At 56.1% G+C, this 12,448-nt stretch carries 15 protein-coding genes; 9 read left to right on the top strand and 6 right to left on the bottom strand.

The features are described from left to right. Positions 1-112 precede the first annotated feature (112 nt). The 3 genes from IE126_RS24900 to IE126_RS24890 all read left to right on the top strand — a co-directional run bounded on the left by IE126_RS24900 (position 113) and on the right by IE126_RS24890 (position 2,496). Complete coding sequence (locus IE126_RS24900; protein WP_229825912.1) at positions 113-514, top strand: recombinase family protein; 402 nt, start codon at positions 113-115, stop codon at positions 512-514. Between the two features lie 177 nt (positions 515-691). Beyond that, positions 692-1,579, top strand: coding sequence for a hypothetical protein (locus IE126_RS24895; RefSeq protein ID WP_189383012.1), 888 nt, complete (start codon positions 692-694; stop codon positions 1,577-1,579). Further along, entirely contained in the window at positions 1,555-2,496 is a 942-nt protein-coding gene (locus IE126_RS24890; protein WP_229825911.1) for a nucleotidyl transferase AbiEii/AbiGii toxin family protein, read from the top strand. Before IE126_RS24895 ends, IE126_RS24890 begins: the two co-directional genes overlap by 25 nt. A gap of 30 nt (positions 2,497-2,526) precedes the next feature. On the opposite strand, the gene IE126_RS24885 is transcribed toward IE126_RS24890, so the two are convergent. Genes IE126_RS24885 through IE126_RS24870 form a run of 4 tightly spaced genes read right to left on the bottom strand, consistent with a single transcriptional unit; the run spans position 2,527 to position 4,627 of the window. Continuing rightward, the gene (locus tag IE126_RS24885) at positions 2,527-3,246 is read right to left on the bottom strand and encodes a DUF6602 domain-containing protein (protein ID WP_189383010.1); all 720 of its coding nucleotides are present in this window, start codon (positions 3,244-3,246) and stop codon (positions 2,527-2,529) included. Continuing rightward, positions 3,243-4,001 (bottom strand): nucleotidyltransferase domain-containing protein, encoded by a 759-nt coding sequence (locus IE126_RS24880; protein ID WP_189383008.1) that lies wholly within the window; start codon positions 3,999-4,001, stop codon positions 3,243-3,245. The genes IE126_RS24885 and IE126_RS24880 overlap by 4 nt, the downstream gene beginning before the upstream one ends. Positions 4,002-4,007: 6 nt before the next feature. Next, complete coding sequence (locus IE126_RS24875; RefSeq protein ID WP_189383006.1) at positions 4,008-4,325, bottom strand: HigA family addiction module antitoxin; 318 nt, start codon at positions 4,323-4,325, stop codon at positions 4,008-4,010. Positions 4,326-4,342: 17 nt separating this feature from the next. Further along, on the bottom strand, positions 4,343-4,627 hold the full coding sequence (locus IE126_RS24870) for a type II toxin-antitoxin system RelE/ParE family toxin (RefSeq protein WP_189383004.1): 285 nt from the start codon (positions 4,625-4,627) through the stop codon (positions 4,343-4,345). A 114-nt stretch (positions 4,628-4,741) separates the two neighbouring features. Here IE126_RS24870 and IE126_RS24865 point away from each other — a divergent pair, with 114 nt between their 5' ends. After that, the gene (locus IE126_RS24865; RefSeq protein WP_189383002.1) at positions 4,742-5,401 is read left to right on the top strand and encodes a ParA family protein; all 660 of its coding nucleotides are present in this window, start codon (positions 4,742-4,744) and stop codon (positions 5,399-5,401) included. A 1-nt stretch (position 5,402) separates the two neighbouring features. Then, positions 5,403-5,699 carry a chromosome partitioning protein ParB gene (locus tag IE126_RS24860; RefSeq protein WP_189383000.1) on the top strand — a complete coding sequence of 99 codons (297 nt, stop codon included), beginning with the start codon at positions 5,403-5,405 and terminating at the stop codon, positions 5,697-5,699. Between the two features lie 2 nt (positions 5,700-5,701). On the opposite strand, the gene IE126_RS24855 is transcribed toward IE126_RS24860, so the two are convergent. Next, positions 5,702-6,676, bottom strand: a complete 975-nt coding sequence (locus IE126_RS24855; RefSeq protein WP_229825910.1) for a replication initiator protein A — start codon at positions 6,674-6,676, stop codon at positions 5,702-5,704. A gap of 341 nt (positions 6,677-7,017) precedes the next feature. Then, the gene (locus IE126_RS24850) at positions 7,018-7,572 is read right to left on the bottom strand and encodes a hypothetical protein (RefSeq protein ID WP_189382996.1); all 555 of its coding nucleotides are present in this window, start codon (positions 7,570-7,572) and stop codon (positions 7,018-7,020) included. A gap of 514 nt (positions 7,573-8,086) precedes the next feature. Between IE126_RS24850 and IE126_RS24845 the strand changes: the two genes are divergently transcribed. The 4 genes from IE126_RS24845 to IE126_RS26165 all read left to right on the top strand — a co-directional run bounded on the left by IE126_RS24845 (position 8,087) and on the right by IE126_RS26165 (position 12,392). Beyond that, positions 8,087-8,674: a MobA/MobL family protein gene (locus IE126_RS24845; RefSeq protein WP_189382995.1), complete on the top strand. Its 588-nt coding sequence runs from the start codon at positions 8,087-8,089 to the stop codon at positions 8,672-8,674. Beyond that, entirely contained in the window at positions 8,655-8,852 is a 198-nt protein-coding gene (locus tag IE126_RS24840) for a hypothetical protein (RefSeq protein WP_189383018.1), read from the top strand. The genes IE126_RS24845 and IE126_RS24840 overlap by 20 nt, the downstream gene beginning before the upstream one ends. Positions 8,853-9,114: 262 nt before the next feature. Next, positions 9,115-12,045 carry an NACHT domain-containing protein gene (locus IE126_RS24835; RefSeq protein WP_189382993.1) on the top strand — a complete coding sequence of 977 codons (2,931 nt, stop codon included), beginning with the start codon at positions 9,115-9,117 and terminating at the stop codon, positions 12,043-12,045. A gap of 164 nt (positions 12,046-12,209) precedes the next feature. Then, a complete protein-coding gene (locus IE126_RS26165; RefSeq protein WP_189382991.1) occupies positions 12,210-12,392 on the top strand; it encodes a recombinase family protein in 183 nt (60 codons plus the stop codon). Positions 12,393-12,448: the final 56 nt, after the last annotated feature.

Genomic DNA, 12,448 nt, shown 5'->3' with positions numbered 1-12,448 from the left:
TTCTACAACACCCGCCGCCCCCATCAGGCGCTGGACATGAAAACCCCCGCTGAGGCATTCGCATTAGCGGCTTAACCTGTGCAGATTCCGCTGGGTCGATACACTGGACCGCTTGCTTGATCAGCTGCGCCAGGGTGACGTGATCACCGTCACCAAGTACGACCGCCTCGCACGTTCCTTACGCGACCTGCTCGACATCGTGGACACGATCCAGGCGCAGGGCGCGGGTTTCCGGTCCCTGGCCGAGGACATCGACACCACCACGCCCGCCGGGCGGCTGGTGTTCCATGTCTTCGCATCCATCGCCCAATTTGAACGGGAGCGGATTTCGGAGAGGACCAGGGAAGGGCTGGAAGCAGCTCGCAAGCGTGGTCGCGTCGGGGGCAGGCCCCCTGCCCTATCTGCCACCCAGAAGGCTGAGGTGTGCCGGATGCGTGACCAAGAACTGCGGCCTCTGCCTGAGATCGCGCAGCTCTTCCGTGTCAGCGTGAAGACCATTCGCCGTGCTTCTTGATGACAGGCTAGCCTCTGCCTGGCAGATAGCCTCGCCATCATATACGTCCTAAGGACGTATATGATGGCGAGGCGACGTAGTCAAGTAGTATCTTTGGATGCAATCGCTTACAAGCAGGTCTTGACATATCGCTTCACATTGCCCATACGTCCTGAGGACGTATGGGCAATGTGAAGCATGTATCTCTGGGAAGCGACCAAGGAAGCGCTTTTGAAAGCGGACGTTCCGATTGTGACCGAGTATGACCTTTATGTGCTTGTGCATAGAATGATTGAAGAAGGTTTGGTGGAGCGCCTGCCTATCAAGCCGTTCCCGCGAGTCTGGGATCGATCTAAGTGCCGGAAGTTACTATCCAATCTTGAGCGCAAGGATGTGCTGGTTCCAGACGAAGACTTCAAGGCAGGCGTTTGGCGGTTGGTTCAAAGTACGCGATCCGCCAGTGCTGAGGACGCCTGCTGTATCGTTGATCCATTTGCGTATGTGTCACATCTTTCGGCGATGCACCTCTACGGACTCACGGATCGCGCACCACTTGCGTTGCACCTTACGACGCCATCCACCTCGGTATGGTCGCGGATGCGCAAGGAGCGCATGGCCCACGATCTCGGTTCTAACATTGCTCTGATCAACGCTTCCCCCCTCAACCGGGTCACCATGGCTGCGAGCGCTGTGCGGCGGCGAACCATTCATCTGCATACGACATCTAATCCGATTGTGCCGGTCCCGCTGGCAGATGGGTTTACGCGCGCCACCCCTATTGGTCATGTCTTCGCCGCTATGCTTGCTGAGCCGGAAGCGCATGGCGGCATCAGGCATGCGATCGAGGTTTGGGAAGCATCGGCTGAAGCCTGGCTCGACGAAATCATAGTGGCAGTTGATAGTCAGCCGACGAAGCTTGCCAAGGTGCGGGCAGGATACGTTCTATCAGAACTCATGGGCGTAGAGGATGACCGGATAAAGGCATGGCGTGCTTTTGCTCAACGTGGGGGATCGCAGAAGCTGGATCCTGAAGCCCCTTATGTCCCGCGCTGGTCGGATGAATGGATGATCTCTCTCAACATCTGAAGAACATGGAATCTCACTCTTCGGACGACATAACCAGTGATACTGTAGTCGACAAAGTCGGTGTGGATTTGCGTGTCTGGGTTGAAGCCGCGCGCGCTAATCCAACCCTTCACCGGGATCGACAAGTCACGGAGGTTGTTCTCAATGCCATCGGCCTTTCGCCAGACTTGAAGAAAGCTCTCATACTCAAGGGTGGTACGCTTATGGCAATCGCCTTCAGCAGCCCCCGTGGCACGGGTGATGTTGACTTCAGCGCGAGTGTGGAGCCAGGAGAGTTTTCGGAGCTTCTCTCAGCCGAGCTTGATAGGGTGATGCCCCAAGCCGCTCAGAAGTTGGGCTATCCTGACTTGGTCTGTCGTGTCCAAGGCCTGGTAAGACGCCCAAGGCCGCAGCACTTCGATGACGCGGACTTCCCTGCCCTTGAAGTAAGAGTCGCCTCGGCACGACGTGGCGATCCCGGTCAAATGCAGGCTCTTGCTGAGAGGCGTGCAGCCCGAGTTCTTAAAGTTGAGATCAGCTTCCGCGATCAAGTTTACGACTACCAGGAGCTTGTTCTCAGTGGGGCCAATGTAGCTGTTCAAGCGTTCTCTCCGCTTGAAGTTGTGGCGGAGAAGTTCCGTGCGTTACTTCAACAGCCAATCAGAAATCGTAATCGACGGCAGGACGTATACGATCTTAGCTTTCTTATCGGACGCTATGAATTTGATGCCGAAGCGCGCGCCGCTATTCATCGTATTTTGATCGCCAAGGCTAGATCGCGTGGGATCGAGCCCGCAGCAACGTCCATCATTGATCCGGAGGTTGTGGAGCGAGCTAGGCGTGATTGGGGTACGCTTCTGCTAGAAATCGAGGAACTGGGAGATTTCGACGAGCGCTTCGCCGTCGTGCAAAAATTCTATGAGTCGCTACCTTGGTAGATCGCTGCAGTTGTGGGAACGCCCCGCTCTCTATGCCTTGAGCGACCTAGCATAGGCTCGAACGTCTATCATAGGTACCGTCGCGAGCGTCTGAAGGCGAGCGATCAGTTCAAAAAGGAAGCCTGTGGCAGCCATAGCGGTCTCTTCGACTTGGTAACCGCCATCGCCGTTGCGGGCATAGATTCCGTGAGCAGCCACACAGCCGAGGTCGAGCGCATGCTCGCCTTGCCGGGCACCAAGATTCTTTGTCAGTGAGTCACCGAGCGGTGGCTTCCAACTGCTTTCGAGGGTTACTAGCCCTGCTAGGATAGGATGCGGCACCTTCGGGTCCGCGATGCCCGTCGCATGGGGGATGGGCAGGCTGGTGCGATACAGCGCCCGAACACTCGCTGCCTTGTCCTGGGCATAAGTGATTTCCTCAGCGGTGATGATTTGCTTGGCCTCGAACACTGCGTAGACGCTCTCGGCCGGGACGACATCCAGCCCGTCCTGGTGGAAGACAAAAGGAGAGTACTGCCGATCGAAGATGACAATGTCGATCTGGTGGCTGAAGGCTCCGTTGCTATCGACGACAACAGCCCGCCGCGCGCGATACCGCTCGGGAAGGTAATCGCTGAGCATGCCCAGCCAGACGGTCTCGACGGCGTCGCCCTTCAGAACGGGATGGCCTGCGACCTCCCGCGCCGTGTGCAGGCGACTATGGATGCCTTTGTGAAGACCCTGGAGAAGTGCAGGAAGTGACCAGCTCATCGGACGATTTCGCTCCAGTCCTTTGCGCCCAAGGCGGTCCGAGCAGCGGCAACGATGGCCGCCTTCTCAGCGGCTGTCAGGTCATCCGAGATCACATTGTTGGTGTTCGCCGGGTCCACCATGCGGGCGGTAGCCAAGTTGTCCCGGATATAGATCAGCGCGTTCCAAACCCTTTGTGAGATGGTTCCGCCTTGGCCCCTTAGCGCAGAGATCACTGCGAGTTCCAAGTAGAAGGAAGGGAAATCGAGCCCCTTCTGATTGCGCCAGAGCTTCAGAATTCGAATTTCCGGGATGCATCCGCCGTACATCACATAGGCGATGTGCGTTGCGACGTTTGTCTTCGTCCAGGTGTTTGCTCGGCGCCGGAAGAGGCTGTGATCTTCCGAAAGCATGTTCTGCTGACGCGCGGGAACCAGATCAACATCGTAGCCATTCAGGCGAATGTTGATCGAAACATTCTGCTTTTTCGGTGCCGCGCCTGCCGCCTTCAATGTCTCGAAAAGCGAGTTGTAGATATCTCCGAGGGACGCCGTCGCCGTCTCGGCGAGGGAAATGAACAGGTCGATATCGGTCCCACTCTTGTTCGCCGTGCCCTTTGCGAAAGAGCCGCTCGGTGAGATTCCCCGAAGATGCTGCCCGGCCCAGGATTGGATCAGTGGCCTGATGGTACTCTGGATGCCGCGTACAGGGGACGTCGCACTGACGTCCACAGATTCACGAAAAAGGATGTTCTGAAGATACTGGTCTGCCGTCATAGGCTCTCACACAAGGCGCGGCTGTTCGGGCTGCAGCGGCAGGCTCGCGCGGGTTGGCAAATGCCGGATCATCGCGCCGGTCTCCTTGTCCGCCTGGGCCAGTTCGAACTGCGCTTGCAGGTTCAACCAGAACTGTGGATCGGTACCGAACCAGTGCCCGAAGCGCAGAGCCGTGTCGCCGGTGATCGAGCGCTTGCCTGCGATGATCTGGCTCACCCGGTTGGGTGGCACCTCGATCTGTCGCGAGAACTCCGTGGGCGTGATGCCCAGCTCCTCCAGCTCGTCCTTCAAGAGCTGGCCGGGATGTACTGCTCTCATGAACATGGCCTGACCTCCTTTCGTCAGTGGTAATCCACGATTTCAACGTTGCCTGGTCCTGGTTGCCCTTCCGGCCAGTCAAAGCAGATGCGCCATTGCTGGTTGATGCGAATGGAGAACTGCCCTGCCCGGTCGCCGCGCAAGGCTTCCAGCCGGTTACTCGGCAAAGCCCGCAGCGTGTCGAGCGAGGGCGCGGCGTTCAAGATAGCGAGCCGCTTTGCGGCCTGGTCTTCGAACCCCTGAAACGCCTTTACAAACTCGCCTCTGGCAAAGCCTTCAGTCTTCTTGTCGCGATAGCTCAGGATCATCTTGCCCCAGGAAGGTAATGATCTGGACGACATACGTCAAGCGTACACGGTATTTCTTATTGGATTTTCAAAATATCCGGTTATTATAAATATCGGATAATATTAGAGGTGCCTATGCCTACTGTTGTCATCGCTTCACCGAAGGGCGGCGCCGGGAAGTCTACAGCGGCAATCCTGCTAGGAACTGAGCTGGCCTATGCTGGGGCGAGTGTTGTCATGCTGGACTGTGACCCCAACCACTCCCTGACCTTGTGGGCTGATCGAGCCCCCCTGCCCGCTCGGATCAATGTACTTTCGAGCGTCGCCGAATCCGTCATCGTCAAGACGATCAAGGCGCACGACACAGACGGCCAGATCGTGATTGTTGACCTTGAAGGCGTTGCTTCCAGGCTTGTCTCACGGGCGATCTCGCAGGCTGATCTCGTTATCACTCCGATGCGGGCAACTACCCTGGACGCCACGATCGGCGTCCGAGCGCTGCAACTCATCGCCGAGGAGGAGGAAGCCCTGGACCGAAGGATTCCTCATGCCGTGGTTTTCACCATGACCAAGGCGGTCCGCTCCAAACAACACAGCGGCATCGCCGAGTCATTGGCAGCTCAGGGTGTGGACCTCATCGACCCGCCGCTCATGGAGCGCGCGGCATTCTCTGCCCTCTTCGAGTTCGGTGGGAACCTGCGGAGTATGCCCGCGCAAGGAAACATGGAGGGGGCGATTGAGAACGCAGCCCTCTTCGCCCAGGCGGTTTACAAGCGGCTGGCGGAGGGAGTTTGAAATGTCCGATGGAAAAGCCTTCAACATCGACCTTGGCCGCCTGAAGAGCCGGGAGAAAGACCGCAGTCCGCAGGCCATCGAGAAAGCCGAGCGGGCAGGGGAAGAGTTGGGTTTCGTTGCTCGTGACGGGCAGAAGCGCCGCGGGCGTAAGCCTAGCCCCCGGACGGGGCAGGTACACGCCAAGGTCATGCCAGACATCTCAGAGGAGATCGCCAACGAAGCCAAGCGACGCGGTGTACAGCAGGGCGTTCTCATCGAAGAAGCCTGGGCGCTCTATAAAGAAAAATCCGGTATTTGAAATTATACGGTATTTTTTCTGTTCTGCACCCACTTCCGACAGAACCCCAAGAATGCGGCTTCCGGGTTGCGCGGCGTCTCTGGAAGCCAACTGCGCCACTCGCGTTCCAGATAGTACACGTCGAAGCCAGGAGCGAGCATCCGGGCCGTCTCATAGACATCTGGGTCAAGGTGCGGCGCCACCGCAGGAGGCAGAACCATCTTCACGCCCTGGCGGTTTGAGAATGTGACCATGTCCTCCTGCTCGTCATAGGAGATTGCATAATCCGGCATGTGGTCGTGTTCCCGATCCTCTCGGACGATGTTCATGACCAAGCGCCGAAACTCTCGGGGGGTGGAGTTCGATCCGCACTTCTTCTGCAGCAGCGCGAGGCTGATCCGCCATTCCTTCTGCGCCCCGCAGTGCTTGCGTGCGAGTTCATAAATGCGTCGTTCCAAAGGCTTACGAAGCCGGAAGTAATCACGATGCAACGTGAGGACTTCCTTTGATCGTATCGCATTGAAAACCCAGTCCGATAGCTTGATCTCGACTTCCTGCATGCGGCCGTCGCGGGTTTCCCTGACTACCTCGGCGCTTTCGATCAGGCCAAATGTCCTGAAGATCTCCTTCCCACCGGTCACGATGTTTGTGCTGATCCTGGTGCCAGCCAAGCGCTCAAGGGCGGCCTTGAGCTGAGAGTACCCGGAGCCCGCCGTATTCCGGTTCGTAGCGACAAGCATGTCAAACGCACGAAACCGGACAACCTGGGAAACCTCGCGCCCCTCATTCAGCGCAGTCATCAGCTGGCTGATGCAGTAGATCAGGACATCGCGGTCATGGACCGTCGCAAGACCATCGACAGAGGGCTTAATCGCGATCTTGATCCCGTTGTGCTCATATTCTCTGACCCGCGTATCGGGCTTGGTCGAGAGAGAGAAGATCGGGTGTTCCATCGAGGCCATGTCAGCTTTCGGCACAGCGTCGAAGATATCGCACACGAAGAAATCGCCTTGCGGATACCGATCAGGCAGGAGAGGGGAACGGTTTACTATATGGTCGTCAGACACAGGGCAGCCTTTCGTACTTTCACACACAGTAGGGCAGGGCGCGCGCGAAATCCACGCTGATTCGTACTTTCACACACGCAAGCTGCTTTCGTACTTTTGCCCACGCTCTTTCGTACTTTTACACACGTTCTTTCGTACTTTCACACACGCAGCGCTCGGAATCTCTTATATGTTTCAGTAACTTGTGGGCGATTTTCTGCGCTTAACTCTGAATCTAACCCATATTTAACACCTAGATTTGTGGATAACTCTCGTCTGGAACACTCTTCGCCTCACCCGGCATAGAACACGCAGGCCTCTTTCCCGCTCTCAGGTCCACGCAGCCACTCGCCCCCAAGGAAAGCGCAAGCGGTGCCGTTGCCTGCCATGAAACGGGGCAGGGCGATAATCAGGCTGAGCACCAGGACGAACCCTAAAAGGGCTTTGAATGGGGTGCGCTTCTTCCGGCGTCCCGCGCTTGCCAGATCGTCGCGCAGACGCTGAAGGGTTTGCTCTTCCTGCCGGACCAGCTCGTCCAGAGTGCGGCTGGCGTCCCGCCGATCGGCAGCGAGAGCCAAGTGCAGGCCTTCCAGCCGGTCGAGAGGCGCGGCCAGGGCCTTGTCGATCTCGTTGCCGATATGGCGGCCATAGCGCTGCGGATCAGTGTAGGACTTAGCCGCCTGTGCGGCGTCCCGGCTTTCCAGCGCGGTCTTCCGGACCACCGCTAGGGTTTCCCCGTGCTGATCCAGCTTCTCCGACATTCTGGCGACGACGACGCCCAGAAGATCCACGGTCTCACCGAGGGCGGCGAGCGAGAGGGCAGGGGAGGCGGAACCGGCTTCTGGCATTGTGACTTCCGTGATCGGGGATAGGCGATGTGGGATCAGAGATCGGTGTTGCGCGATCAGGGTTCAGATTTGGGGTTTGCGGGTTGCGCATCCGGTGACGGGTAGAGCCCGTCGAACTCCTTGTCCGCGAAGTAGCGCAACCTTCGCGGTTGGATCGCGCCCCGCTGTCCCTGTCGCCCTCATTGGAACTGACCCCGAGAGCGGGGTTGTTCCGCGAGGCCGTCGGGGACAGCGGGCGATCCGGATCCGCCTGTCCCGAGAGCGGGACAGACTGCTGGATCGGGTTTGCCGTGCTGCGCTTGTCCGGCAAACGGTCGTCCATCTTGGCGATGGCCCCGCGCATGCCCGGCAGCATGCTTGCCCGCCTGTCGGCATGGCTGCATGCCTGCCCGTTTGCGTGGTGGCATGCTTGCCTCGACGGCCCGCAGACAGCCTGCCTGTTTGCATGTCTGCCTGTTTGCATGTCTGGCAGTCTGCCTGCCGTTGCCCGTCGCCGGATCGGTAGGGCGCGCGCATGGCGAGCTACCACCTTTCCGTCAAGACAATCAAACGCAGCGCCGGGCGGTCTGCCACGGCGGCGGCGGCCTATCGGTCGGCCTCCGTCAGCACCGGCGGGCCAGAGATCGAGGCCATGCGCGGAGTTTGGGCCGAGTTGCAAAACCATGCTCTTGAACTGGCGGGGCAGGTTGAGCGCGTCGATCATCGGTCATTGGAGGTACAGCGCGAGGAGGCGCTATCGCTTGGCGACACGCTAAAGGCCGAGGAACTGGACCGCGAGCCGGAGCAGAAGTTAGGTCCCGCCGCCAATGCCATCGAGCGTCGCGCGCAGCTGGTGGCCGAGGCCGAGGGCCGCGACTACGAGCCGCTGACCCAGAGGGGCGCGCGGGTGCATGCGGTGCGTCAGGCCAAGGCCATGTATGCGGAAATGCGCGAACGACTGGACCTGGCGCGCGATGCCTGGGCAGAAGCCCGGGAAGGGGGGCTGGGCCATGTCAGCGCCGGGCTGGCGGCATTGCGCGCCGCCGCAGGGCGGCAGGCGAAGGATCTGAACCCCGACGAGATCAAGGAACGCCTGGCACGGATTGCAGGGCGAGGAGCATGATCACGCGTCGGGGCAGGGCACTCGCGACATACGCGGCAGGCTTGCCGACGTGTTGGGCAAAGCAAGGGTGGAAGATCAGGGGCGAGAAAAGGCCCGCCAGAAAGAGCGGGAACAGGAGCTGAATGAAGAGCGCAAGCGGCAGCGCGAACGCGACAGGGATCTCGGCTGGGAACTGTAATGATAGTGGCGGATACTGGACTTCGAAGTCGCCCGATCACGACATATAGTTGTCGTACTTGCACAAAGCTCATCATCCTGACAGGGTGAACTGACTATCAGAAAATTCTACTAACACAGCCAAAGGCGAGTGCCAGTTAAGAACGGGGGTACGAATGGTTCCGGGTGCAGACGTGGTAACTGGGTTCCTCACCTCGGTAGTATACGATGGGTTAAAGCGACCGGTGCGCGCGTTCTCGGATATGCGAAAAGTTCGCAGAGCAATGACGGCGTCCGTCGCTCGTGCAGAACCAAGCGCAGAGGGCAGCGACGTCGTTATACGGGCTGCCTTCGACGATCTCACAAAATATGTGGGACATGAGCTCGGCTCCTACACAAATGAGATGCAGAATTTCCTTTACGAGCTAATGCGCAGCTCGATTCCAGATTCAATAAAGCAATTGGTTATGATTGGCCGCGACCCGGCGCCGTTATTCATGCCATTTAAACGCCTGCTCGATACCTATTCGATGGAAGGCGTTGATGCAGATAAGCTGTTCAAACTCCTGACCGCAGCTATTAAGGCTCGATTTTCAACATCGCTGGGGCCGCAGTCGATAATTGATGTGGTAAATAAGAGGGGCGATGAGGTTCTATCACGGCTTGAGGCAATTATAAATTCTGCAAACAATCTTGATAAGTCTGAAATTTTCACAGCGCAAGAAGTGTTTGAAACGCGCCTTAAGGTGGCACGACACATTGAGGTTCAAAACAAAACACTAACAGTTGAAACAACACAGGGAGCCAGAAAGGTTCCCATTAAGAAGCTAGTAGTGCCAGCTAGAATGGAAGAGGTACATTCCAAATCCGATGCAGTGATGCCACACCGAGATGCGCATCGTGATAGCGGTCAGCCAGTGCCATTTTTAAGTTTTCGGCGCACCTTCTTCAATGCGGTAATATTGGGAGATCCGGGTGGCGGTAAGACGACGCTAACACAATTGCTATGTTATGACTTGGCTAACCAAATAATTCTCGAAGCGGCGGCACCAAAAGCGAAGCACTTCGATGTCAGCGACCTGAAAATTCCATTGCGGATCGTCCTTCGCGCATTTGAGAAAAGAGTGCGATCAAACCCCAGCTATAATTTTCTGGACTACATTGTAGACGAGCTAAGAATTATTTTTGCAAATGACGACAGGAAGTGTGCCGCATTTGTCGGCTTTCTTCTTAATGTTGGTCAAGCGGTAATAATTTTTGACGGGCTGGATGAAATACTCAACGTTGGAATGAGAAGGGAAATAGCGGCAAAGATTGAGGAATTTTCTCTGGTTCATCCGAACTGCCCTGCATTGGCTACTTCAAGGATAGTTGGATACAATGACGCCCCACTTCCATATGAGTTCAGAGTGTTTACTCTTTCCAGATTTAACGACACGGAAATTGAGAAATTCTCTGTAAATCTCTTGTCGGCCGTATCGCAGCATAAGTCCACGACAGCAAAAGAGCAGGCAAGTAAGTTTCTGGTGCAGTCGGAAGCAAACGCTCCCGATCTGCGAACAAACCCACTTATGCTCGGTCTGATGCTATACATATTTATTTTCAAGGGCGATGTGCCAAGTAATAGGCCGGAAATATATAAAGAGTGCTCGATGTTGATGTTCGAGAAGTGGGATCAAAGACGCGGAATCGTGTTTGATTTTCCCCAGGATTTCGATTTATTGGACTTGTTTGGCTTCCTCGCCAGTCGTATTTTTGGCGATGCTGAAGCAGAAGAAGGGGTAAGCGCCGAATGGCTCACAAGGGAAGTAAGGAAATTTTTCTCCGAATGGTACTCAGACAGAACGCGTTCTGTCGAAGCGGCGCGAACTCTCGTTGACTTCATCACTGGCCGCGCATGGGTTATGTGTGAGGTTGGCCCAAATACGTTCAAGTTCACGCACCGAACATTCTTGGAGTACTTTTTTGCGAGACGTATTGAGGAGGAGGCAGGAAGCGTAAGGGATTTGATACAGAGAAGTTTGTATCAGAAGATAGTGTCTGCTGAGTGGGATGTAGTTAATCACCTTGCTCTTCAAACGTCGACATTCAGAAGCAGCCCCAAGTCCTTGCAGGCTATTCAAGCTCTGATTAACCCGGGCAAAGAGGAGCATTCTGTGCTCTCCGATGACCAGAGATTTAACTATATATATTTTGTTGTTAGAACGCTTGACTATCTGGTTCTTCCTGAGGCGAAGGTTCTAGAGGTGTGCAACTTTGTTTTGGATGAGTTGTTTTCCTTGCGTGAGTTTAACTATCAGAACGCATGCGAGGTCATGCATGGGCTTTTGAAGTTCTCTAGATCAAAGAGTCAGATAGTCGCAGATCACTTGTCTTCAGAGCTAGGGAAGATTGTCAGTAATGCGGGTGATGTGAATCGCATTAAGGCGATCTATATCCTGGGCAACTTCTATGCAGGATTCCGTGCGCGGAGACTTTCTCCGGTAAATGGAGAAGACTTTGAGTTGGTTTGGAGGTCGCTGGCGCCAGCGAGGACCTCCGTACGGTCGAATATGCTTGATAGGGCAAGGTTGGATATTAGTGAGGCTAGGTGTTTCATTTATATGTTCAAATCAAATGTGGTGGAGCTAATGGCCATTCACGGCTTGGGTCTGGCCATGTTCAATGGGGAAGACGCTGCTCCCTATGAGATTAATTCTCTAGCTTGTGTATTGGCGACTCAGTATTTGCTATTTGTAACCACTTCGCGCCGGAGTCTTTTGGATGAAGAGCGGTTTGACGAGAGCGATATCGCTGGAGGTATGGAGTTTATAGTTGCGGCAATGGAGTCACTTTCTATTTCTGGCGAGCTGGAAGATTTCCTTCGCAAGAACTGGAACCCGATTTCCGAGGAATCTCTTTTAGGGCTGTGGGACGTGTTCTTATACGCTGCGTCAAAGCCACGGGGCATTGTGCGTAGGCTACCCGCGGTAGCCGACGCCTTCTTTGTTCTTTTGATTTTGCAGATGAATGCTCACAAACGAGGTGGCCATCTAGAGGGGAGGGTGGCGCGCCATCATAGTTTGCGTAGCGAGGAGTTGGGCAAACATGACATTTATGAGGTTGTACGAATGATTGGTCAGTATGCCAGCTCGGACGAGAAGCGACGGAGGATTGAGGCGCTAGGGAACGAGTTCGCGAGCCTTATGGCTACTGGGCCACAGGTGGAGCGGTGACTTAGTATCACGTTCTTAAGGCGTCTAAGTAGCGTGATGGCGCTTGGCAAAACTGGTCGTTTCTGTCCCGGTCCCCCTGCCCTGCTCCGCATCAAGGGCTTAGGCTGGACAAAAACCTGTGACAAAACCTTTGCGGTTTTGGGAGGGTTTTGGCACGATGCGGCATGATCATCGGATACGCCCGCGTCAGCACAGAGGACCAGAACCTAGACGGCCAGCTCGACGCCTTGAAGGCGGCGGGTGCCGAGAGGATCTTCGCTGACAAGATCACCGGCACGGCGCGCAGCAGGCCCGAGCTGGTGTATCGACCCAGTGAAACTCTGCTCATGCTACAAAGGAGAAGGTAGCGATGAGTGTGACAATGGACGACAGCATCAAGCGGTGGACTGCCAAGCGTAAGACG

Origin of the sequence: Gemmobacter nanjingensis, from assembly GCF_014652195.1 — a bacterium.
Lineage (GTDB): Bacteria > Pseudomonadota > Alphaproteobacteria > Rhodobacterales > Rhodobacteraceae > Gemmobacter > Gemmobacter caeni.
The sequence above is the reverse complement of the archived record's forward strand: the minus strand, read 5'-3'. Positions and strand labels throughout refer to the sequence as shown.